Below are 23,876 nucleotides of genomic sequence, written 5' to 3'. Positions count from 1 at the left end.
CATCGCCAGGAGCGCTATATGATGAGTCAGCCAGCTACCGCGTTTCCCGTGCTGGGCATCGCGGCGTGGAGCGGTACCGGGAAAACCACGTTGTTGACCCAGCTGCTGCCGTGCCTGCGAAATGCCGGGCTTGACGTAGGGGTTATCAAGCACGCCCACCACAGCTTCGACGTGGACACGCCCGGCAAGGACAGCTACAAACTACGTAGTGCAGGGGCCTCTCCGATGCTGATCGCTTCAAGCGAGCGGTTTGCCTTGATGCAGGAGACGCCCGGTCAGAACGAACCGGATCTGGACGCGCTGCTCTCCATGATGGCGCATCACCAGCCGGACCTGGTGATCGTCGAAGGCTTCAAGGCCTGGCCTATCCCCAAGCTTGCCCTCTATCGAGAGGGTGTGGGAGACGCCTCGCTGCTTGATGACGCCCAGCTCCAGGCGGTGGCGCTTGAACAGGACTCTTTGATCGAGCTTGCTTCTCATGTGAAGCGGCTCGATCTCAATGACATCGAAGCAATTGCCCGCTGGGTAATTTCATGGGTTGGGGCTCAGCCCGACCGAGTGGTTTTAAATGAAAGGTGACAACATGCAGCTAACCCACCTCAATACGCGTGGCGAGGCTAATATGGTCGATGTTGGCGACAAGCGCGAAACTCGCCGTGAAGCCGTGGCCTCCGGGCGCATCATGATGCAGCCCGAAACGCTCAAACTGTTGAGCGATGGCAAGCTTCCCAAGGGCGATGTAATCGCCACGGCGCGCATTGCAGGAATTCAGGCGGCCAAGCGAACCCATGAGTTGATTCCGCTCTGTCACGCACTGGCGCTTTCCAAGGTGGCCGTCGAGTTCGACATCGACCATGCAGGTGGTTGCGTCAGGGTGTCTGCACTGTGCCGCCTGAATGGCCGCACCGGTGTCGAGATGGAGGCGCTGACGGCCGTGTCGGTGGCTTGCCTGACGCTTTACGATATGTGCAAGGCCGTCGACAAGGAGATGCGTATCGAAGCGGTGCAGCTGGAGAGCAAGCAGGGCGGCATGCGTGGGGATTATCAGCGTGAGCCTGTGCCGGCAGCGCCTATCGTGACCGGCGAAGGCAGTGCGGGTAAAGTGACCCTGGGTGAACGCTGCCCCTCGCCCTGTGTGCGCGTCAAGTTCCTCGCCGAGCTTCGCGAACGCGTTGGAGCAAGTGACACTGTGCTGGATCTCGAGACGTTGCCGAGCCGGGATGTCGCTGGCCTGAAAGCAGCGCTGAGTCAGCAGGACAAGCGCTTTAACGTACTCTCCGATCAACGCACGCTATGCGCGATCAATCAGGTAATGGCCAACGATACGGCGCGTATCACCGATGAAGACGAAGTGGCCTTTTTTCCACCCGTAACCGGGGGCTGAGCCATGAATATTCAGGTGAGTATCCAAGAGGACGCGTTTTCCCTGGCGGATGGCTATGAGCAGACGCTGGCACAACGTACCGATATCGGCGCGCTGGTATGCTTTACGGGACTGGTTCGCGATTTCAACGAGACACCCGACGTCACGGGGCTGACTCTCGAACACTATCCTGGCATGACCGAGCGGACGCTTGAAGATATCGGAGAGCAGGCCTGGCAGCGCTGGTCGCTTCAGGCCATATATATCGTGCACCGAGTGGGGTATCTCGCGCCTGGTGATCCCATCGTCCGGGTGCTGGTCGCCAGTGCTCATCGGCGTGAGGCGTTTGAAGCGTGTGACTTCATCATGGATTTCCTGAAGACAAAGGCCCCTTTCTGGAAAAAGGAGCATTCAGCGCAGGGCGAGTACTGGGTAAAAGAGCGTGCAACGGATCTTGACGATGCGGCACGCTGGGCCTAGCCAGTCACCTCGCTTATGTCCCAGCCGCGACAAGATGCTTTCTTGCCCCTGTTCAGGGGCTCGGCGCCTCGGCTGCCATGATCTGCAAATGAACGTCGGGCATATGCTGCATATGCTCGGCGAGCCAGTGCACCAGGCGTGGCTGCAGTGCAAAGCGAAGATCAGCCAGGGTCTCGGCTTCGATAGTGTCTAGCTGATCATCCAGCCATTCACTGAAGCTGTCTTCATCCACCGGGCTTGCACTGCTGCTATCCAGCATCAGGCGCCCGATGCGCCACCAGCCGGTTTCGCTGGCGGCAACGGGGAGGGCGAGGTACAGGCTGCCGCGCCGGGCCTTGCTCCTTGTGTCTTCCAGACCCGGATGGGGCACCACGCTATTCTGATCGACGATGAAGGGGGGCTGGGGATGACGCGCTTCCCAGCGCAGACCCTCGTTGTCCAGTGCCAGCATGTCGCCGTTGACCGGTGTCAGCGGCGCATTGATACCGAGCCCTTCGGCGATCTCCTGATGCGACTGCTGATGGCGGGCTTCGCCATGCACCGGAAGCAGGTGCCTGGGCCTTACCCACTGATAGAACTTGATGAGTTCTTCCTGGGCGGGGTGGCCGGTGGCGTGGAGTTCTGGATGGTTGACCTCGTCAAACACATTCACGCCCAGCTGCTCAAAGCGCCGCTTGAGCTGCTCGATGGGCCGCTCATTGCCGGGAATGGTCTTGGCCGAGAAGATGACGTTATCACCCGCTTCCAGGTCGATAAACGGATGCCGGCCCTGGGCGAGACGCTGAAGGGCAGCGCGCGGCTCTCCTTGGCTGCCGGTTGCGATGATCACCACTTCATCCGGTGGCAAGTAACCCAGGTCGTGGGGCGGGACCAGCGGCGGCAGCTCGTCCATGTAACCAAGCCCGCGAGCGATGGCCACCATGCGCTCCATGGAGCGCCCCATGAGGCTGATTCTTCGACCGTTTTGCTGAGCGGCCTGGCCAATTGCCAGCACCCGCGCCAGATTGCTGGCAAAGCATGAAACCACCACGCGGCCCTTGCACTGGCCGAGCGTTCTGGCAAGCGCACGCGCTACATCGCCTTCACTGCCCGAATGCCCGGGAACCGGTGCATTGGTTGAATCACCCACCACCAGATCGATCGGGGCAAGCGCCTGAAAGTGTGTGGCATCGAACGGTGCACCAATCATGGGCTCGGGGTCGAGCTTCCAGTCACCGGTATGCAGAACGCGGTAGTCGCCAATCAGCATCATCAGCGCACAGCTTTCCGGGATCGAATGCGTCAACGGCAGAAAGCGCAGCGAAAAAGGCGCACTCTCCATGGCCTCACCCGGCTCGATGACCTGTATTGCGGCACTGCTCAACTGGTGTTCTGCAAATTTCATGCGCAGTAAACCCGCGGCCAGCGGGGTGGCGTAAACGGAGCAGTTCCATTTCGGCCATAGCCAGGCGACCGCACCGATATGGTCTTCGTGGCCATGGGTAATGAATAGTGCCTGTGGTTTGATGCCCAGCGTTTCGGGCGTATCCGGGTTAGGCACTTGAATGGGAGAGTCGGGTAGATCCTGGCGAATCATCATGCCGCAATCGACAGCGATCCAGTGATCGTCATATCCATACAGCGTTAGATTCATACCAATTTCACCGCACCCGCCCAGCGGCAGTATGCGCAGAGGTGGGCGACGGCGGGGACGAAGTTGAACGCGTGGTGGATGCATCAGTCATGAAAAGCCTAAAAAGTAGTTCCTCAACTATACGGAAGGCAGGAGCCGCTAACAATGACCCTAACGTTGGATAACGGTGCTTCGCGTAAGCGGTTCCGGTACACTAGGCGCTCTATTCTACGACGGTGTGATCAGGCGTTCGCTGCCTGCAGCACCGTTGCAATAAGTCAAGAGCATCTGTCATGTCTCACTATTATCGTTTAGTCGTTTCCTGCCCCGATCAGGTAGGTATTGTTGCCCGTGTATCCAGCTTCATCGCCCAGCAGGGTGGCTCCATTACCGAGGCCAGCCAGCACTCGGACCTGCAGACCGGGCGTTTTTTCATGCGCTATGAAATCCAGGCCGATTCGCTTGGCATGTCTGCAGAAACGCTGCGCCACGCATTCGAGCCCATTGCCGCGGAGTTCAGCATGGAGTGGTCGCTGGTGGATACCCAGCAGCGCCGCCGCGTGGTACTGATGGTATCGCGGGAATCGCACTGCCTGGTGGATCTACTCTACCGTTGGCAGTCAGGGGAGCTTGATTGCGATATCGTCAGCGTCATCTCCAATCATGAAGACATGCGCTCGATTGCCGAATGGTACGGCATTCCTTACCACCACGTGCCGGTTGACCCGGACAACAAGCAGGCATCGTTTGACGCCGTGCAGGAGCATATCGACATGGCTCGCGCGGATTGTGTGGTGCTGGCTCGCTATATGCAGATCCTGCCGCCATCGCTTTGCCAGCGCTATGCCGGTCAGGTGATCAATATCCACCACAGCTTCCTGCCTTCGTTTGCCGGCGCCAAGCCCTATCATCAGGCCTATGAGCGAGGCGTAAAGCTGATTGGCGCCACCTGCCACTACGTGACCGAAGAGCTGGATGCCGGTCCGATCATCGAGCAGGACATTCATCGGGTAAGCCACTGCCACACCCCCACTGATCTGGTGCGTTTCGGGCGCGATGTAGAGAAGGCGGTGCTGGCACGCGGGTTGCGCTGGCACCTGGAAGATCGCGTACTGATCTATGGCAACAAGACGGTCGTGTTCAGCTAGGTACCAAAGGCGCCTCGACGGCGTTCTGGGGATATAAAAAAAGCGGTTGGCCAATGAGTGGTCACCCGCTTTTTTATCCGCAGTTGCCAGACGTCGATGGGGCGTCTGGTCAGCCAAGCGCCTGGCCATTGCCCCCGCGAATGACCCCCACGCCCACGCCTTCGATATCCAGCGCCTGGGTGCGCAGGTCGATCTCGATAGGTGCAAAATCAGCGTTTTCTGCCAGCAGCGTCACCTGGTGGCCCTGACGCTTGAAGCGTTTGACGGTGACTTCGTCTTCCAGGCGGGCCACCACGATCTGCCCATCACGCACGCGCTCGGTGCGGTGCACGGCAAGCAGGTCGCCCTCCAGAATTCCCACATCCTTCATGGAGAGCCCACGTACACGCAGCAGGTAGTCAGCCTTGGGCGTGAAGTACTCTGCCGGTAACGGACAGTAGCGGTCGATGTGCTCGGCGGCAAGAATAGGGCTTCCCGCGGCGACTTCACCAATGACCGGTAGGCCAACGGACGGCAACTCATTGTTGGCAGGCGCAGAGGCCAATGAATCGGCTGGTTCTGTCATCTCCTGATTGGGCAGGCGTATTCCGCGAGAAGTATTGCGAATGATGCGAATCACGCCTTTGCGCTCAAGCGCCCGCAGGTGCTCTTCTGCGGCATTGGGCGAGCGGAAGCCAAGAGCCTTGGCAATTTCGGCACGGGTAGGCGGATAGCCGAACTCACCCATGGTTTTAACGATGAAATCAAAGACATTCTGTTGACGTGCTGTGAGTGGCCGCGACATACCAAACTCCAAAAATGATGAAAAGACAGTCGGTATCTGCCTGCTAGATCAGTATGTGTTTAAGTATACAGTATGTTCCTCTGTCCAGTACATGGATAACGCGCCCTGTTTCTGGGGTAATACCAGTGGGTTAGAGCGCGTTTGAATCATCTGAAGGATGCGTCGTGACATTTCTGGAACGCTGCTTCAAGCAGCATTGAGCCGGCGGGGGTTATGGCATACTATTTTGCCTTGTTTTAAACACTCGTTTCTCCGGAGGCCTCAATGGCACAATCTGATACGGTGTCACGCATTCTGGATACTGCCGAAGTGCTGTTTGCAGAGCGTGGTTTTGCTGAAACGTCGCTGCGCAACATCACCAGCAAGGCGCGAGTGAACCTGGCGGCCGTGAACTACCACTTCGGCTCCAAGAAGGCGCTGATCCAGGCGGTTTTCTCCCGTTACCTGGATCCTTTTACCCAGCGTTTTCATAGCGCGTTGGATGAACTCGAGGCGCGCTACGCCGATGGTGTCATTCCTCTGGAAGAGCTTTTGGAAACCATGGCGACCACGGTGCTGGCGGTGCCGGCCGAGCGTAATAGCCTGAAAGTGTTCATGCGTCTGCTTGGACTGGCCTACAGTCAGGCCCAGGGGCATTTGCGTCGCCACATCCAGGCGCAATATGGTGATGTCTTCGCCCGCTTTACCGAACTGGTGCGCCGGGCAACCCCTGAGCTTCCGGATGCCGAGCGCTTCTGGCGGCTGCACTTTGTGCTGGGAACGGTCATCTTTACCCTCTCAGGACTCGACGCCTTGCGTGACATTGCGGCCAAGGATTACCACGAGCAGGTCACCGTTCGTGATCTGGTGCGCCGCCTGCGTCCGGTGGTCGTGGCCGCAATGAATGCTCCGTTGCCACCTGAAATTGAAGGGGAGTTGCATGCCAACACCCGTGCTGGCTGAGCTGCCGCCTGCTGATGAAGGCTGGATCGAGATCGATACCGACTGTCAGCAACTGCGCTGGTGGCAGGGGCGCGACATGCTTTTCGAGTGCGCGGTGTCCACGGGTAAAGCCGGCGTCGGCCAGCAGGAGGGAAGTGGGCAGACCCCGCATGGTTGGCATTACATTCGGGCTGCCATTGGCGATGGTCATCCGGTTGATGCCGTGTTTCGCGGCCGCCGCTGGACCGGGGAAGTGTTCACTGAAGCGCTGGGTGAGGCAAACCCCGAGCGTGACTGGATATTAACACGCATTCTGTGGCTCTGCGGGCTGGAAAAGGGCATCAATCGCGGCGGTCAGGTGGACTCCCAGCGTCGTTATATCTATCTCCACGGTACGCCGCCGGATCAACCCATGGGTACGCCAGCCTCCCACGGCTGTATTCGCCTGCGTAATTCTGACCTGCTGTACCTTTTCCAGCGCGCCGTACCCGGTACGCCGGTGTGGCTCCATGGCAGTGGCTGTTAACGTTGCGCCAGGTTTTTTGACTCTCTGCGGTGATCGTCTAAAATCGGCCCCCCTTTTGTTGGATTCTTGATAATGACGCAACCTATTGGCCCGGTCATGCTCGACCTGGAAGGACCGCAATTGACTGACGCTGAAAAGCGTCTGCTGCTCGAGCCTGCTGTCGGGGGCGTCATCTTGTTTGGGCGCAATGTCGAAGACGCCAGCCAAGTACGCAAGCTGTGCAGCGACATCCGGCGTGTACGCGGAGATCTTCTACTGGCGGTTGACCAGGAGGGCGGTCGCGTCCAGCGCATCAGAAAAGGCCTGACCCGCCTGCCGGCAATGGCGCGTATCGGTGAGCGTTTTGTACAGGACCCCGAGGCGGGGATTGCGCTTGCCACCGACGCGGGCTGGCTGCTGGGCATGGAGATGGCGGCGTGCGGACTGGATATCAGCTTTGCGCCGGTGCTTGATGTGGAAAGCGGTATTTCAAGCGTCATTGGTGACCGCAGCTTCGGCAGCGAACCGCAGCACGTCGCAACGCTTGGGGCGGCGTTTATCGACGGCTTGCACCAGGCGGGCATGGCCGCTATCGGCAAGCACTTCCCAGGTCATGGTGGCGTTGCCGCTGACTCCCATGTAGCGCTGCCGGTCGACGAGCGCTCCATGGAGGAGATCAAGCTGCGCGATCTCGTTCCCTTCACTGAACTTGCCCCCCAGCTAGACGGTGTCATGCCGGCGCATGTGATCTATCCCGCCTTCGATGCCCGACCTGCTGGCTTTTCCCGCAGCTGGCTTGGCATGCTGCGCGAATCCTTGGGCTTCAAGGGATGCATCTTTTCAGACGACTTGAGCATGGCAGGGGCGCACGAAGCGGGCGACCCCGCCGCCCGGGCCCAAGCCGCGCTCGCCGCTGGCTGCGATATGCTGTTGGTATGCAACGACCGCCCTGCGGCGCTTGAAGTACTCAAGGCCTGCCAGGGAATCAGCAACAAGCGCGCCACCAGGCTGCGCTACGGGCGCGCCCGGCCGGATCTCGATGCGCTTGGTGCGCTGGGCCGCTGGCGTCGTACCCACGCAAGACTTGAAGCCCTGGCCGAAAGCTGATCCTGCCGACCTTTCTTTTTTATACCGCTACGTTTTTCGGAGTAACCCCATGTCCAAGATGGATAAAGAGGCCCTCGAGTCGTTGGATTCCATGCGCCAGTTGATGGATAACGCTGACTGCCTGATTTCCCAGGAGCAGGTCGAGCGGGCCTTGGACCGCATGGCTGAAGCCATTACCCAGGATCTCGGCGACAAGCTGCCGGTGTTTTATTGCGTCATGAATGGCGGGTTGATCACTACCGGCCATCTGCTGACGCGCCTGGGTTTTCCGCTGGAAGTCGATTACCTGCACGCCACGCGCTATCGCAACGAACTGCGCGGTGGTGAGCTGTTCTGGCGGGTATCGCCGGAAATTCCCATGGCCGGGCGCCATGTGGTCATCGTCGATGACATTCTGGATGAAGGTTCGACCCTGGCCGCTATCCTGGCGTACTGCGAAGAAGCCAAGGCGGCCAGCGTGACCACGGCCGTGCTGGTGGACAAGCAGCACGACCGCAAGGCGGTGCCGGGACTCAAGGCCGACTACTGCAGTCTGGAAGTTGTCGACCGCTACGTGTTCGGATTTGGCATGGACTACAAGGGCTATTGGCGCAATGCGCCGGGGATCTTTGCCCCCAAAGGCATGTAACCTCGCCACCTAGCGGGGCGAGAAGCGCCTCGCCAGGCCCGTTTCAGCAATCATGCGCGTCGAGATTTCCTCGACAGAGAAGCGTGTCGTATCGATAAACGGTATGTGCATGATGCGGTAAAGCGCCTCGGCCTGTTCCACTTCCTGCAGGCATTGATCCATCGAGCTGTAGCGGCTGTTGGGGCGGCGTTCGTTGCGAATGGCGGATAGCCTGCGCGCATCGATGGTCAGTCCAAACAGTTTGCGACGGTGGGGGGCGAGTGCCTTGGGGAGCTTCAGCGTGCCATCTTCGTCCAGGTCGTCTTCGGTCAAGGGGTAGTTGGCGGCGCGAATGCCAAACTGAAGCGCCAGATACAGCGACGTCGGGGTCTTGCCGCAGCGTGAAACGCCTACCAGAATGATGTCGGCCTTGTCGTACTGGTGAGTACGTGCGCCGTCATCGTTGTCGAGGGCAAAATGCACCGAATGGATACGGTCCATGTACACGTCATCGCTGCCGATCGAGTGGGTTCTGCCTACGCTGTAGGAGGAGCGCGTGGCCAGCTCCTGCTCGAGCGGTTCGAGGAAAGTGGAAAAGATATCCACCTTGAAGCCCGGCGCCTTGCGTATCTCATCGCGAATCTGTTGATCGACGATCGTGTCGATGATGATGGGCTGCTGCCCATCGCGAACGGCGGTGGATTCGATGATCCTGGCAAGCGCCTGGGCTTTCTCGAGCGTGTCGATGTAAGGCTTGGTCAGCATGTCGATCTCGACGCCGCTGAACTGGGCCAGCAGGCTGCGCCCCAGGCTCTCGGCGGTAATGCCGGTGCCATCTGAAATAAAAAAAGCTGTCCGTTTCATAACCAGATCCGCAGGTAAGAGTGGTGATCTATTGTGAGCGGCGCGTTGATCAAGCACAACGTCTCGCCATGGCCCGCCTCAGGCCTTCATGCCGCCAAGACTACAAGATCAGCCCATAATCCTCGAATGTTGTAAAAATCCTCCACTCCCTTCGCTATTAGACCAATGGCGAATAAGGCACGGCAGTGATAGGGTGACACGATCAATGGTTGGCGGTTTAACCGACTGCATCAACGTGTTACGCGAGGGGGTTGCGTGGAAGAGTACATTCTGTGGTTCGATCAGCTGGGCATGGCAGACGTCGAGCGCGTAGGTGGCAAGAACGCCTCGCTGGGCGAAATGATCTCCAACCTGGCCGATGCGGGTGTCACCGTTCCTGGCGGGTTTGCGACCACGGCGCATGCCTATCGTGAATTTCTCTCCCATGAAGGGCTCAACGAGCGGATCAACGATACCCTGGCGCGTCTGGATGTCGATGACGTCAAGGCGCTTGCCGAAGCCGGTCGCAATATCCGCCAATGGGTCATCGATACGCCGCTGCCGCCCAAATTTGAACAGGCGCTGCGAAATGCCTACGAGCAGCTTCAGCAACAACACCCGCAGCTGAAAGTGGCGGTACGCAGCTCAGCGACTGCGGAAGACCTTCCGGATGCCTCCTTTGCCGGCCAGCAGGAAACCTTTCTCAATATCGAAGGTTTCGAAAATATCAAGCACGCGGTCCACGAAGTATTTGCCTCGCTGTTCAATGATCGTGCCATTTCCTACCGCGTTCACCGCGGCTACGCTCACGAGAACGTGGCACTCTCGGCCGGCGTGCAGAAGATGGTGCGCTCGGAAACCGGCGCCTCGGGCGTCATGTTCACGCTCGACACCGAATCGGGCTATCGTGATGCGGTATTCGTGACCGCCTCCTGGGGGCTTGGTGAAACGGTGGTGCAGGGCGCGGTCAACCCCGACGAGTTCTACGTGCATAAATCCACCCTGGCGGCAGGGCGCCCGGCGGTGCTGCGGCGCAACCTTGGGTCCAAGCTGATCAAGATGGTCTACGGCCAGGACGCCAGCGCGGGCAGGTCCGTGGAAACCGTTGATGTGCCCCTTGCCGAGCGCAGCCGCTTCTGTATCAACGACCAGCAGGTGATGGATCTTGCCCGCCAGGCGGTGATCATCGAGCAGCATTATGAGCGCCCCATGGATATCGAGTGGGCGCTGGATGGTGACGATGGCAAGCTCTACATCGTTCAGGCTCGTCCGGAAACGGTGGTTTCCCAGCAGGAGGGCGGCAAGCTGGAGCGTTTCCAGCTGCGCGAAAAGGGGCGCACCTTGATTACCGGGCGGGCGATTGGTCAGCGCATCGGACGCGGTGCGGTAAAAGTGGTCATGAGTCCAGACGATATGGACAAGATTCATGACGGTGACATTCTGGTTACCGACATGACCGACCCGGACTGGGAGCCGATCATGAAGCGCGCCTCGGCGATCGTGACCAATCGCGGCGGACGCACCTGCCATGCGGCGATCATCGCCCGCGAGCTGGGCATTCCGGCAGTGGTCGGCTGTGGTGATGCCACCCAGCAACTTCGAGACGGTATCGACGTGACCGTATCCTGTGCCGAAGGTGATACCGGCCATGTCTACGAAGGCCTGCTGGATTTCGACTGCAAGGTATCAAGCGTCGATGCCATGCCTGACATTCCCTTCAAGATCATGATGAACGTGGGCAATCCGGATCGCGCCTTCGGGTTTGCAGGTCTTCCCAACGCCGGGGTGGGGCTTGCCCGTCTCGAGTTCATCATCAACCGCATGATCGGTGTGCATCCCAAGGCGCTTCTGGATTACGCCACGCTGCCGACGGATCTGCAGCAGGTGATCGATCTGCGTACGGCGGGTTACACCGACCCGGTCAGTTTCTATGTCGACAAGCTGGTAGAAGGTATCTCGACGCTTGCGGCGGCGTTTTACCCCCAGCGGGTCATCGTGCGGCTATCCGACTTCAAGTCCAACGAGTATGAAAACCTGATCGGCGGCAAGCTCTACGAGCCGGGTGAAGAGAACCCCATGCTGGGCTTTCGCGGTGCGTCGCGCTACATCTCTGATGCCTTCCGGCCATGTTTCGAGCTCGAGTGCCGAGCGCTCAAGTACGTGCGCGACGAAATGGGCCTGGATAACGTCGAGATCATGGTGCCATTCGTGCGCACCACCGAAGAGGCAAGCCAGGTCGTCGACCTGCTGGCTGACAACGGCCTTGCCCGTGGCGGCGAGAGTGGATTGAAAATCATCATGATGTGCGAGCTGCCGGCCAATGCCCTGCTGGCCGAGGAGTTTCTCGAGTACTTCGACGGTTTCTCTATCGGGTCGAACGATTTGACCCAGCTCACTTTGGGACTCGATCGCGACTCGGGAATCGTGGCGCACCTGTTCGATGAACGTAATGGGGCGGTGAAGAAACTGCTGGCCATGGCCATCCAGGCTTGCAAGGCCCAGGGCAAGTATGTCGGCATCTGCGGGCAGGGACCTTCGGATCACCCGGATCTTGCCAAGTGGTTGATGGAGCAGGGAATCGACTCGGTATCGCTGAATCCCGATGCGGTGCTTGAAACCTGGTTCATGCTGGCGGGTGAAACCATCAGCTGATCGCTATCGACAAGTTGGTTAATTGTGCCCGGCCATTGTGCCGGGCACTTGTGTTTTATAGGCTACGCTGTGGTTTTGGCTGCGGCCTTGATGTTTTGATCACCCAAGAGGATGTTGTGATGTCCCCAGCAAGAGCGAGTTTGACGCTATCTGGACTATTACTGGTGCCGCTTTACAGCTTTGGTTTCAGCTATGAAGCGCCCTCTGTTACCCCGGAAGTTGGCTCAGGCTACGAAGAGAAGCCGGGTTGGGCCACGGAGTCGTTTGCCGTCGCGGCGGCGAACCCGCTGGCTACCGACGCGGGGTATCAGGTGCTCAAGGCCGGCGGCAACGCCGTTGACGCAGCCATTGCCGTGCAGATGGTGCTCACTCTGGTGGAACCACAATCAAGCGGCATTGGCGGCGGGGCTTTCTTGCTGCACTACGATGGCGCTGATGTACAAGCCTACGATGGGCGTGAAACCGCACCCGCCGGCGCCACCGGCGAGCTGTTCATGGAAGACGGCGAGCCGCTGACGTTCATGGAGGCGGTAGCAAGCGGGCTTTCCGTGGGCGTGCCCGGCACGGTGCGCATGCTGGAGCAGGCTCATCGCGAACACGGCAAGCTGGATTGGTCGGAGCTTTTCGTACCGGCGATTACGCTGGCCGAAGAGGGGTTCGAGATCAGCCAGCGCCTGCATACCAGTCTCGCAAGTGACCAAGCGCTCGCCAGTGATCCGCTGGCAGGAAAATTCTACTTCGATGCCGAGGGCGAGCCGCTGGCAGTGGGCGAGACGCTCAAGAATCCGGCATTGGCAGAAGTGCTGCGCCGCATTGCGTCGCAAGGCAGCCAGGCCTTTTATGAAGGTGAGCTGGCCGACGATATCGCCAGCCGTGTGCAGGGGCATGCAACGCGTCCGGGCAGCATGACCGTCGACGATATCAGTGGTTACCAAGCCGTCGAACGCGAGCCGATCTGCACGCCCTGGCAGCAGTGGGACGTATGTGGTTTCCCGCCGCCTTCATCGGGGCATATCACGGTAATGCAGATACTCGGTATTCTGGATCAGCAGCCTCTGCTGGAAGCGCCCCTGGACAACGGCGTATCAAGCAGTGGCTGGCTGCATCAGTTCCTGGAAGCCTCGCGCTTGGCCTTTGCCGATCGCGGCCGCTATATTGCTGACCCCGATTTCGTGGACGCCCCCGGTGGTGACTGGACCTCGATGCTGGCACCGGCTTACCTGGCCCGGCGCAGTGAGCTGATCGGCGATGCCAGCATGGGCGACAACGCCCAGCCCGGTAACCCGGGCGAGCTTGACGTTACCTGGGCATCGCAGCCGGATCAGCCTGAGTATGGCACCAGCCATATCAGTATCATTGATGCTGAAGGCAATGCCGTGGCCATGACCACTTCCATCGAACAGGCGTTTGGTTCACGCATCATGGCTGATGGCGGCACCGGGCTTCCCGGCGGCTATATGCTCAACAACGAGCTGACTGATTTCTCGTTCACCCCTGAGATCGACGGCGTGCCCGTGGCCAACCGTGTCGAGCCGGGTAAACGCCCGCGTTCGAGCATGAGTCCGACACTGGTGTTCGATCAGGATACGGGTGAGCTGATCGCGAGCCTGGGTTCGCCGGGTGGCGCGGCGATCATTCACTACACCGCGCGCACTTTGGTAGCGATGCGCGATTGGGGAATGAGTGCTCAGGAGGCATTGAACCTGCCGCATGCAATTACCACCGGAGGCGATGTCTATCTTGAAGAGGGGCGCTTCCCGGAAGCCATCAAGGAGGCTCTCGAAGCCTATGGCCATACGGTCAGCGAGCGCGAACTGACCAGCGGCCTGCAGGCCATACGCGTACTCGAGGATGGTACGCTGTTTGGAGGCGCCGACCCGCGCCGTGAAGGCGTCGTCATGGGCGAATAGGCTGTCGTTGCCATTCAATTGGCCTCGACGGCGAGGCAGGCGCCGTATCATCTTGTGATACGGCGCCTTGTTTTACATTCATTGGCGTAGCCAGTTACGCAGCTTGACCAGCAGCAAGGCGCCATCACTGAGTTCATGGCGCTCCTCGATCAGCTCGCGCAAACGATCGGGATAGTCGGTAATGATGGCGTGTACGCCAAGGTCGATCAGGGTAGACATGCGCGCACGATCATTGACCGTCCAGGCGTGTATCTCGTAGCCGTAAGCCGCAGCCAGGCGAACCTCCTTCTCGGTGATACGGTTATGGCGCAATCCCAGCGCATCAAAGCTGCTGCGGTCCAGCGTGCCGGGCAAGATGAGCTGGGCGAGAAGCGTGACGCGAAGCTCGGGCGCGTGAATCTTGATATAGTTGACCAGCCTCGGTGACATGGTGGCCACGCGCATCTCGGCCAGCGCATCTGGAAAGCCGCACTGTGTGTAAGCCGTTGCCGTACGGCGGCTTGCAGCCCAGCAGGCGTAGCGAGCATCGGTCTCGCGGCGCAACTGACGGATCACTGCATCGGCCAGCGCTTGCTCTGAATCTGACGAAGCCTTCATGTCAATCATCAAGCCTGCGTGACCACGCACCCGCTCGAGCACTTCATCCAGCCCTGCAATGGGTTCTCCCTGAAAGGCATCGCCAAACCAGCTGCCGATGTCATATCCAGCCAGTTCTTCGCGCGTCAGCTCATTGAACTCGCGGTTATCGCCGGTCAATCGAGTCAGGCTGCGGTCATGATAGATCATCACCTCTTGGTCGGCAGTAAGCCGCACGTCCAGCTCGACGTAGTCAGCCCTGTCCAGTAGGGCCTGTTTGACGGCCGAGAGCGTATTTTCCGGCGCCACCATGGAGCTTCCTCGGTGAGCAATCACCTCGACGTCATCGCGCAGCTCGAAGCTGTTGAGTATCCACCAGGCCTGGAGCCCGGCAAACAGCAGTACGCCAAGCTCGACCGCCCAGGCAAACCGCCCGGGGGTGACGCTCGTGGGTGGCGGGGCGGGGCGCATTTCCTTATGTGCCAGTTGCAGATACAGGCACGCCGAAAGCAGCGCGTTGGCCACGATGCCGATAAACGTGATTGCGAGGGTCAGCAGCAGGTAGCCGGTCAGGTAGGCGAACATGACCGGAATCAACATGGCATTGTGCTCGGGCAGCCATCCCAGAAGCGGGGTGACCAGGCTATCGAAAGCCAGAGTGGTCAGAATCGGCAGCGCTATGATCATCAGCAGTACGATGAGCACGGCCGCACCAATCGAACGGCGCCAGCCACGAGTCAGATTGACACTACGCTTCAGGGCACTCAGCGGGCCTGTGTTTTCGAGTGCCACTAGAGGAAGCGCCAGCAGCCAGCGCAGATAGAGCCTCGCCGCCAAGCCCATCCAGACCAGCACCAGGGGTAGGGCGCAGGCAATGAAGTACCAGAGTACCGGCGGCTTGACGCGCTGCAGGTAGTAAGGGTCCAGCCCGCCAAGCCATAGGTTGTAGAGCCAGGCAAGTCCCGCCATGAAGGGGGCCAGCAGCAGAAGGTGCGCGCCAACCTGCATGACCACCAGCCCCGCCAGCGCCGGAAGACGCCGGAAACTGAGCCATAGTGCTTCAAAGGCGAGACGGTAGTGATTGCTTTTGGGACGCACGGCGACCAGCAGCATGCCTGCCTGCTGCCAGTAGAGGATCAGAAAGGTAAAGCCCAGCACGACCAGCATGCTGATTAGCCCAAGCGGACTGAACATCAGGCTGATCAGCTCGTCGTTGGTCACTACGGTGCGTCTTAACTGGGCGAGAAAGCTCTGGGTTGCCCAGCCGATCAGCGGGAGTATCAGTGCAGATGCCAGCAGCGTGAAAAACAGGTGATAGGCGATCAAGGGTCGCAGATGATCGCGCAGCGTTCTAAGTAAGGCAGAGCCAAGGTGAGTCAGGGGCTGCATTGTCTTTTAAATCATGAGGATGAGATAACAGAGTGGCAGCAACCCAGGGTGTTCGCAAGTGAGCATGAAAACGCCGCAATAAAAACGCCCCGCGACTTTAGAAGTGCGGGGCGTTCGGTCATCGACTCAGAAGCTATGAACGTTCATCCCTTCTGCGATGGTGCGAGCATCGGCGATAGGGTGGTTACGCTTCTTGGGCAACCGGGATCACGTTTGAGGCGATTTTCTGATACTCCTCAATTTCGTGGAAGTTCATGTAACGATAGATCTCTCCGGCCATGGCGTCAAATTCGCCCATGTAGCGCTGGTACTCTTCCACGCTCGGCAGGCGGCCTTCTACGGCAGCGACGGCCGCCAGCTCCGCAGAGGCCAGATACACATTGGCACCATCGCCCAGGCGGTTCGGGAAGTTACGTGTAGACGTAGACACCACGGTGCTTTTTGCTGCAACGCGCGCCTGGTTACCCATGCACAGTGAACATCCCGGCATTTCCATACGCGCACCGGCACGACCATAGATGCCGTAGTAGCCTTCTTCGGTCAACTGGTGCTGATCCATCTTGGTCGGCGGTGCCAGCCACAGGCGAGTCTTGAGGCTGCCTGCAGGCTGCTTTTCAAGCAGTTTGCCCGCTGCGCGGAAATGACCAATGTTGGTCATGCACGAGCCGATAAACACTTCATCGATCTTCTCGCCGGCCACATCCGACAACAGACGTGCGTCGTCTGGATCATTAGGGGCGCAGAGTACCGGCTCCTTGATCTCGGCCAGGTCAATCTCGATCACTTCGGCGTACTCGGCGTCGGCATCGGCACGCATCAGGCTCGGATTGGCAAGCCATGCTTCCATGCCCTCGATACGGCGGCTGATGGTGCGCTCGTCGCCGTAGCCGTTGGCCATCATCCACTTCAGCAGGGTGATGTTGGACTTCAGGTACTCGGTAACGCTCTCTTCGGAAAGCGTAATGGTGCAGCCGGCAGCGGAGCGCTCGGCAGAGGCGTCGGACAGCTCGAACGCCTGCTCGACGGTGAGGTCTTCAAGCCCTTCGATTTCCAGTACCCGGCCGGAGAACGCATTCTTCTTGTTGGCCTTGTCGACGGTGAGAAGGCCCTGCTTGATGCCGTAAAGCGGGATGGCGTGGACCAGGTCGCGCAGGGTGACGCCCGGTTGGCGCTTGCCCTTGAAGCGCACCAGCACCGATTCCGGCATATCCAGCGGCATGACGCCTGTGGCGGCCGCAAAGGCCACCAGGCCAGAGCCAGCCGGGAAGGAGATGCCCAGCGGGAAACGGGTATGAGAATCGCCACCGGTACCTACGGTATCAGGCAGCAGCATGCGGTTCAGCCAGCTGTGGATGATGCCGTCGCCCGGGCGCAGGGAAACGCCACCACGGTTCATGATGAAGTCGGGCAGGGTATGGTGCGTATCCACGTCTACCGGCTTTGGATAGGCAGCCGTATGGCAGAACGACTGCATGACCAGGTCCGCCTGGAAACCGAGGCAAGCCAGGTCCTTCAGCTCGTCACGGGTCATCGGACCGGTGGTATCCTGGGAGCCGACAGTGGTCATCTTGGGCTCGCAGTACATGCCGGGACGAACGCCTTCCATGCCACAGGCCTTGCCGACCATCTTCTGCGCCAGGGTGAAGCCACGGCCGGTATCCTTGGGCTGATCGGGCAGGCGGAAGACGTCAGAAGGCTCGAGACCCAGCGACTCTCGCGCCTTGCCGGTCAGGCCGCGGCCAATGATCAGGGGAATACGGCCACCGGCGCGCACTTCGTCCAGGATAAGCTGGGTCTTGAGTTCGAAGGTGGTGATGACCTCGTCAGTGCCGTGCTTGCATACCTTGCCAGCGTAGGGATAGACGTCGATGACGTCGCCCATTTCCAGCTTGGAAACGTCAAGCTCGATCGGCAGTGCGCCAGAGTCTTCCATGGTGTTGAAGAAGATCGGGGCGATCTTGCCGCCAAAGCAGAAGCCGCCGGCACGCTTGTTGGGCACGTAAGGAATATCGTCACCAAAGAACCACAGCACCGAGTTGGTGGCGGACTTGCGCGAAGAGCCGGTACCGACCACGTCGCCGACATAGGCAACCGGGAAGCCCTTGGCCTTGACGTCTTCGATCTGCTTGAGCGGGCCAGTGGTGCCGGGCACTTCGGGAGTGATACCGTCACGCTCATTCTTGAGCATGGCGTTGGCATGCAGCGGAATATCCGGACGCGACCAGGCATCCGGCGCCGGAGAAAGATCGTCAGTGTTGGTTTCGCCCGGAACCTTGAAGACCGTCAGGGTAATCTTCTCTTCCAGCGCAGGCTTGGACAAGAACCATTCGGCGTCGGCCCAGGATTGAAGCACGTCTTTTGCCACGCTGTTGCCATTCTTGGCACGCTCTTCGACATCGTGAAAGGCGTCGAACATCAGCAGGGTGTGCTTGAGCTGTTCGCCGGCTTCGCGAGCAAGCTCTTCGTTATCCAGCAGCTCGACCATGGAGACGATGTTGTAGCCGCCCTGCATGGTACCCAGAAGCTTGACTGCATGAATCTTGTCGATCAGCGGTGAGGATGCTTCACCCTTGGCGATAGCGGTAAGAAAGCCGGCCTTGACGTAGGCGGCTTCATCGACACCGGGCGGAACGCGATTGGTGATCAGTTCAAGAATGAACTCTTCTTCGCCAGCCGGAGGATTTTTCAAAAGCTCAATCAAGGCGGCAACTTGCTCGGCGTTTAAAGGCTTGGCGGGTACGCCTTCGGCGGCGCGTTCCTCGACATGTTGGCGATATGCTTCAAGCACGTTGGGGCCCTCTCATCTGCTTTATGGTGGCGAACGCACGATTACACGGTGTTTGAGCGTGCGCTCGGACACATGACATACGCTTGACAAACAGCGTCTGGTTGGATGGCGGGGATTCTACGGGAAACTGTCGACAATGTTAAGAAGAAGGCACCGGCGGGCCTGTTGTACTTTCTGCTAACTCTTCTATCAAGCGCTTTTGCGGGGGCAGGCGCTGCGAGTTTAGAGGCAAGCATCTGGACCAAGGATACTAAGTCATTCAGCAGATTTTTGACCGACATGGCTATCAAGCTAACTATTTTTTGGTATAAACGTCAGGGCAAGCCGACAGGGAACCGGCCGATGGGATGTGATTGGCGTAACTCCGCGTTACCATGGCATCAGGGCTGACTGCTCGAACTACCACGTATGTGCCGCTTGACGTCGCGACGCAAGCCATTCGAGCTATCTATATCAGATTAGCGTTGGGCATGATAAAAAATGATAATGATCAGCGTTGGCGGCCATATGGGTTGATCGCAGAGCCCCGACAAAGAGCGCCTGAGGCGTTAGTGATTCGTACCATTGTGATAAAAGCGCTCGGAATATTGTGATGCCACTACCATTAGCTGAACTGAAAACGGCAGGACACGAACTCAGAGCAGATGACCTGCTGCCAGAGAGCCTGAGTGAGTTTCTTGCCTGTCCAACGCCGAATAGCTGGCTCCAGTGGGCGTTGGATAATCCTGAAATACTCTTGATCGATCATGCCCAGTGCGAAAAGAAGGCCGCGTCCACTGCCATGAGCCTTCTATATCGCTATGTCGACCAGCCGCTGCTGCTGAGCAAGATGTCCCAGCTCGCTCGCGAGGAGCTTTTGCATTTCGAGCAGGTAGTGGGGCTGATGGAAAAGCGTGGGGTAGCCTATCGTCACCTGACTGCCTCGCGCTATGCCGAAGGCCTGCGGCGCCATCTGCGCAGCAACGACCCCGAACGCCTGGTCGATGTGCTGATCATCGGCGGGCTGATCGAAGCGCGCAGCTGCGAGCGTTTTGCACGGCTGATTCCCTACCTGGATGAAGAACTGGCCAGGTTCTATCGCACGCTGGTGAAGTCCGAGGGGCGTCATTTCGAAGACTATCTACTGCTTGCCCGTCAGCAGACCAGGGAGTCGATCGATGAAAGAATCGCTTTTTTTGTCGCCTGCGAAGCAGAGCTGATAACGTCACCCGATACGGATTTTCGTTTTCATAGCGGTGTGCCTGCTTAAGCGCCGCTCGCCCAGGCAGGATATGTATCATGCGCGATGCTTGTGAGTCTGATCAGCTAGCCCTCTTTGGCCATTTCTCGCTTACCAGGGGCGATGATGTGCTGACCCACTTCAGCTATGACAAGGTCAAGGCGCTGCTGGTGTATTTGCTGCTGCACCGACAGCCGGTCAACCGCTCGACGCTGGCTGAACTCCTGTGGCCAGACCAGGGGCTATCGTCCGGCAGGACCAACCTGCGCCATGCGCTGCACTGCCTGCGCCATTCGCTGGGTAGTCAGGCCGATCAGGTTCTCAACGTTTCGCGCCAGACCATTGCATTTCAGTTGCCGCCTACCTGGCAGGTTGATCTCCACGAACTCCAGCAGCTGCTCGAAGGTCCTCGGGATCTGGACACGCTGGAGGCCGTGCTGGCCTGCTATCAGGGTGATCTGGTCGAAGAGCTTCAACTGGCGAGCTGCAGCGAGTATCAGCGCTGGCTGGTACAGGTGCGCAACGAGTGGCGCCAGCGCGTGATCCGCTTTGCCGAGCAGGCGCTGGAGACACTGGATGACGCGCCTGATGCTCTGCTTGAAGGGCTGGTCAGCCGCTTTTCCGGCTATGCGCCGTTTCATGAGCGCCTGGTGCGCCAGCTTGCCGAGCAGAACCAGATCGCAGCGGCACACGAACAGTACAACGCTTTTCTACAGCTGTTGGCACTGTCGGGTCAGCAGCCGGAACCCAGCTTTCTGCAACTGGCAAGCTACTGGTCCGATGGCGCCCACGATCCGCGCGCCATGAGTCCGCAGGGTGCGTTTTCGCGCGTGCTGGCTGCCGACAGCAAGCCGCTGCGCGATGACGAGATCGAGCTTCGCCAGCTCTCCGTGATGGCGATTCGGCTACGTCTCAAGGGGGAGTGGCAGGAGCGTTCTGCCACGCGCAACTGCTTGGCGCTGCAGCTTGAATTGCTGCGCTGGCTGGAGCAGCAGTGCCATCATCTGGGCGGGTTCTGGTTACCCGGCGCTACCGGCGGGCTCGGGCTTGCCTGTTTCGGCACTCATGGCCCGGCCCATCAGTTGGCAGAACTGGTAGCCCTTTACGAGCACTGCCAGCAGGCGCTGCCTCAAGAATCGGCACGCCATTGGGAGGGCGAGAATGAGCCGCCTACCTTCGAGCTGGCAGCTGGTTTGAACAGCGGGCGGGTGGTGTATCTGGCCGAACGCCAGCTGGCAGACCCACTAGGCCAGGTAACCCAGGTAGCACTCGAGCTGATGAGTGCGGCGGAAGGCAGTGAGCTGGTCATTTCTCAGGAAGCCAGCCAGCATATGCCCCCCGCACTTGACCTGCAGCCGCGCCTGGTATCGCGACTGGTGGCCAGCGATGGCCGTGTGCGTCTACGTGCGTTGGTGCTGGGCCACAATGAAGGCGGTCGTGATGCACTGCCACCGAGCCTGGTGGGCCGCGAAACCTCATTGCGCACGCTGCGCGATGCTCTGGCTCGGGCGGGCATCGGGTTGCGCCAGAGTGTGCTGGTGCGCGGCGCATCGGGTATGGGGAAATCCGCGCTCATGGTGGGTTTTCGCCAGCTTGAGCTGAGCCGTGATGCGTCCATCTGCTGGCAGCCAGTCACGCGGCTGTCCGTGCTCGAGCCTTACGGTATTGCCCGCAGCCTGGTGGCCTGGTACCTGGAGGCAACGCCGACCCTTGAAAGTTTGCACGCCTTGCAGGCAAGCCTTGGATTGATGCCACTGGAGGAGGAGCGTCAGCACCTGCTCGAAGAGGCGCTGGGCGTTCGGGATGTCCATGAAATCACCCAGCTGGCCCAGAATGGTGAGGCAGTGGAGCTTGTCGTGCAGTTGCTGCATCGCCTGGTCGATCACCAGACCCGGGAGCGTACGCTGGCGCTGATGATCGATGACCTGCAGTGGCTCGATGAACCCTCCTGCAAGGTGCTTGCCGGGCTGCAGGCACGCTTGCCCATCAACACGGCCTTCCTGCTGGTGGCCAGTCATCACGGCCGCGAAGGTCTTCCTGTCAAGCTTCACTGGGACCAGCAGATCACTCTGGGGCGGCTGGATGTTCTGCAATCTTCACGACTGCTGTCCCAGCTGTCGCGGCGGTATCGCATTCACTTGAGTCCTCGGCTGCGCAACCAGATCATCGAGCGTTGCGACGGCGTTCCGCTTTACATGCAGGAGATTTGCCGGCGTCTGGATATGGATCGGCGAGAAGGGCGCAGCGTTCAGTTCGACGAGTTGCCTAAGGGCCTGCTCGGTCTACTGGCCAGTCGGATCGACCAGTTGGAGGCCGACCGTCCTATCGCTCACGTGGCGGCGGTGCTGGGTAAACGTTTCCGGCTGGATTTTCTGCTGGAATGCAGTGGCTGCGATGCGCCGCGGCTGGCGCAGGCCATCGAACACATGCGCCAGCTAGAGATCATCGAGCCGGTACAAAAGGAGGTGGGTGAGCAGGAGTACCAGTTCATTCACCAACTGCTTCAGGAAGCGGCCTACCTGTCGTGCCCACGCGATGTGCGCGTGAAGCTTCACCAGCAGGTAGTCACGCTGATCGAAGAGCGCTTTCCGATGTGGATCAGTCGTCATCCGGGCGACTTTGCCGCTCACCTGCGACGTAGCGGCCACTATGCCCGTGGCGCGCGCTATTTCGAACTCTCGGCGCGGGAGGCGCTCAAGGTAAGCGCCAACCGAACGGCGCTGCGCATGGCCGATTCGGGGCTTGCCAGCCTGCGCCACGTCGAGCACGAGATCGAGCGTGAGGTCAGTCTACTGACTGTGCGTGGTCAGGCAGCGTTCGCCCTTGAAGGTCATGGGTCGCCTATTGCTCACGAAAGCTTCGTGCGCGCACGGGAGCTTCTGCGCGAATCGGGTCGCGATAGTCTTGATGACCCTGAAGAGCTGGAGCAGGTGTTTCTGGTCAAATGGGGGCTTTGGGTCGGGCGTAGCCAGCGCTATGCCCATGCGGACGCTTTCGCGCTGGCCTCGACCCTGGCCGATATCGCCGAGCGTCTGGAAGACCCGCGTTATCGAAGGCTCGCCGACTATGCTCGCGCCCAGTGCGAATACTGGGCCGGGCGTATTCAGCAGGCCCACGACCACCTGGATGAACTCGACCCGCTCAATGCCCAGATGATGATCGAGTGGCTGCCGTTTTCCGATCATCCTCAGGTTACTGCCGCCTGCTTTCAGGGCTGGGCGCTGTGCCTGCGTGGTGATTACCAGCGTGCAGAGCGCCAGGTATCGGCAGCACTGCGGCTGGCGGAGCAGATCGGGCATCCCGGTACGCTCGCTATGGCCCACATGTTTGCCGCCGCCCTGTATCGCCAGGTGGGGCATGTGCATCTGGCAGCGCGCCAGGCCGAGTGTGCGGCCGCCATCAGTGGTACGCCGGACCTCCAGCTTTGGCAGATATCCGCACAAGCGGTAATGGGTTGGCAAAATGCGTTGGCAGGCGACCCGGGCGGACTAGTTCGCCTGCGCGAAAGCCTCGAGCAGATGAGCGAGCTGAAGGGACGTGACCGTTACCAGCGGCCTTCCTTATGGTATATCGATGCCTGCATGGCGCTTGGTGAGTTGGATACCGCGGAGGGTTACATCGATCACTGCCTGGTCATTGCCCGAGAACGTACAACGCTGTTTTTGCCTGAACTGGCAACGCTACTTGCCAAGGTGCGTCAGCGGCTGGGCCGGCCAGACGAGGAAGTCCGCTCTCTGGGCGAGATGGCGATAATGCAGGCTCGCGAGCATGGCAATCGCCACCATGAACTGGCAGCGCTCGAGTTCTGGCTTACCCATATCGAACCCGCCGACCCAAAGGCCAAGGAGGCTTTTCGTCATTTGCTGGGCGATGTGAGTCATAGCGATGCGCCGGTGCTGGTGCGCTGGGCGAGTCTTCTGGACCGCCGTCTGGCTCAGCCGGTAGATATCGAGGGGTAAACTGCAAAGGGTG

General features: G+C 59.6%; 17 protein-coding genes. 12 read left to right on the top strand and 5 right to left on the bottom strand.

What is annotated here, in order from left to right; genetic code table 11:
* The first annotated feature begins 18 nt into the window (after window positions 1–18).
* The 3 genes from mobB to moaE are packed head-to-tail and all read left to right on the top strand — an operon-like array spanning window position 19 to window position 1,843.
* Complete coding sequence (gene mobB, locus HW452_RS12015; protein WP_224106349.1) at window positions 19–579, top strand: molybdopterin-guanine dinucleotide biosynthesis protein B; 561 nt, start codon at window positions 19–21, stop codon at window positions 577–579.
* A gap of 4 nt (window positions 580–583) precedes the next feature.
* Complete coding sequence (moaC, locus tag HW452_RS12010; protein WP_224106348.1) at window positions 584–1,384, top strand: cyclic pyranopterin monophosphate synthase MoaC; 801 nt, start codon at window positions 584–586, stop codon at window positions 1,382–1,384.
* Window positions 1,385–1,387: 3 nt separating this feature from the next.
* The gene (moaE, locus tag HW452_RS12005; RefSeq protein WP_224106347.1) at window positions 1,388–1,843 is read left to right on the top strand and encodes a molybdopterin synthase catalytic subunit MoaE; all 456 of its coding nucleotides are present in this window, start codon (window positions 1,388–1,390) and stop codon (window positions 1,841–1,843) included.
* A gap of 52 nt (window positions 1,844–1,895) precedes the next feature.
* On the opposite strand, the gene HW452_RS12000 is transcribed toward moaE, so the two are convergent.
* On the bottom strand, window positions 1,896–3,476 hold the full coding sequence (locus HW452_RS12000; protein WP_224106346.1) for a ribonuclease J: 1,581 nt from the start codon (window positions 3,474–3,476) through the stop codon (window positions 1,896–1,898).
* Window positions 3,477–3,748: 272 nt separating this feature from the next.
* Here HW452_RS12000 and purU point away from each other — a divergent pair, with 272 nt between their 5' ends.
* Window positions 3,749–4,603: a formyltetrahydrofolate deformylase gene (gene purU, locus HW452_RS11995; protein ID WP_224106345.1), complete on the top strand. Its 855-nt coding sequence runs from the start codon at window positions 3,749–3,751 to the stop codon at window positions 4,601–4,603.
* Window positions 4,604–4,712: 109 nt separating this feature from the next.
* Here the strand turns inward: purU and lexA are convergent, their stop codons facing one another.
* Window positions 4,713–5,387 carry a transcriptional repressor LexA gene (lexA, locus tag HW452_RS11990; RefSeq protein WP_224106344.1) on the bottom strand — a complete coding sequence of 225 codons (675 nt, stop codon included), beginning with the start codon at window positions 5,385–5,387 and terminating at the stop codon, window positions 4,713–4,715.
* Window positions 5,388–5,651: 264 nt separating this feature from the next.
* On the opposite strand from lexA, the gene HW452_RS11985 reads away from it, so the two are divergent.
* From HW452_RS11985 to HW452_RS11970, 4 genes are all read left to right on the top strand, one after another.
* A complete protein-coding gene (locus HW452_RS11985; RefSeq protein WP_224106343.1) occupies window positions 5,652–6,329 on the top strand; it encodes a TetR/AcrR family transcriptional regulator in 678 nt (225 codons plus the stop codon).
* Window positions 6,307–6,834, top strand: a complete 528-nt coding sequence (locus HW452_RS11980) for a L,D-transpeptidase (protein WP_224106342.1) — start codon at window positions 6,307–6,309, stop codon at window positions 6,832–6,834. The genes HW452_RS11985 and HW452_RS11980 overlap by 23 nt, the downstream gene beginning before the upstream one ends.
* 72 nt (window positions 6,835–6,906) lie before the next feature.
* Window positions 6,907–7,920, top strand: a complete 1,014-nt coding sequence (gene nagZ / locus HW452_RS11975) for a beta-N-acetylhexosaminidase (RefSeq protein ID WP_224106341.1) — start codon at window positions 6,907–6,909, stop codon at window positions 7,918–7,920.
* Between the two features lie 49 nt (window positions 7,921–7,969).
* Window positions 7,970–8,548, top strand: coding sequence for a hypoxanthine-guanine phosphoribosyltransferase (locus HW452_RS11970; protein WP_224106340.1), 579 nt, complete (start codon window positions 7,970–7,972; stop codon window positions 8,546–8,548).
* Window positions 8,549–8,557: 9 nt separating this feature from the next.
* On the opposite strand, the gene ppsR is transcribed toward HW452_RS11970, so the two are convergent.
* The gene (gene ppsR / locus HW452_RS11965; RefSeq protein WP_224106339.1) at window positions 8,558–9,391 is read right to left on the bottom strand and encodes a posphoenolpyruvate synthetase regulatory kinase/phosphorylase PpsR; all 834 of its coding nucleotides are present in this window, start codon (window positions 9,389–9,391) and stop codon (window positions 8,558–8,560) included.
* Window positions 9,392–9,646: 255 nt separating this feature from the next.
* Here ppsR and ppsA point away from each other — a divergent pair, with 255 nt between their 5' ends.
* Both ppsA and ggt read left to right on the top strand, forming a co-directional pair.
* Window positions 9,647–12,022: a phosphoenolpyruvate synthase gene (ppsA, locus tag HW452_RS11960; protein ID WP_224106338.1), complete on the top strand. Its 2,376-nt coding sequence runs from the start codon at window positions 9,647–9,649 to the stop codon at window positions 12,020–12,022.
* Window positions 12,023–12,141: 119 nt separating this feature from the next.
* Complete coding sequence (gene ggt / locus HW452_RS11955) at window positions 12,142–13,932, top strand: gamma-glutamyltransferase (RefSeq protein ID WP_224106337.1); 1,791 nt, start codon at window positions 12,142–12,144, stop codon at window positions 13,930–13,932.
* 78 nt (window positions 13,933–14,010) lie between these two features.
* On the opposite strand, the gene HW452_RS11950 is transcribed toward ggt, so the two are convergent.
* A complete protein-coding gene (locus HW452_RS11950; RefSeq protein WP_224106336.1) occupies window positions 14,011–15,897 on the bottom strand; it encodes a glycerophosphodiester phosphodiesterase family protein in 1,887 nt (628 codons plus the stop codon).
* A 184-nt stretch (window positions 15,898–16,081) separates the two neighbouring features.
* A complete protein-coding gene (gene acnB / locus HW452_RS11945) occupies window positions 16,082–18,685 on the bottom strand; it encodes a bifunctional aconitate hydratase 2/2-methylisocitrate dehydratase (RefSeq protein ID WP_224106335.1) in 2,604 nt (867 codons plus the stop codon).
* Between the two features lie 592 nt (window positions 18,686–19,277).
* Between acnB and HW452_RS11940 the strand changes: the two genes are divergently transcribed.
* Both HW452_RS11940 and HW452_RS11935 read left to right on the top strand, forming a co-directional pair.
* On the top strand, window positions 19,278–19,934 hold the full coding sequence (locus HW452_RS11940) for a tRNA-(ms[2]io[6]A)-hydroxylase (RefSeq protein WP_224106334.1): 657 nt from the start codon (window positions 19,278–19,280) through the stop codon (window positions 19,932–19,934).
* 29 nt (window positions 19,935–19,963) lie between these two features.
* Window positions 19,964–23,863 (top strand): AAA family ATPase, encoded by a 3,900-nt coding sequence (locus HW452_RS11935; protein ID WP_224106333.1) that lies wholly within the window; start codon window positions 19,964–19,966, stop codon window positions 23,861–23,863.
* The last annotated feature ends 13 nt before the right edge of the window (window positions 23,864–23,876 follow it).

The sequence above is a fragment of the Vreelandella aquamarina genome (assembly GCF_020075495.1).
GTDB classification, from domain to species: Bacteria; Pseudomonadota; Gammaproteobacteria; order Pseudomonadales; family Halomonadaceae; genus Vreelandella; species Vreelandella aquamarina_A.
The sequence above is the reverse complement of the archived record's forward strand: the minus strand, read 5'-3'. Positions and strand labels throughout refer to the sequence as shown.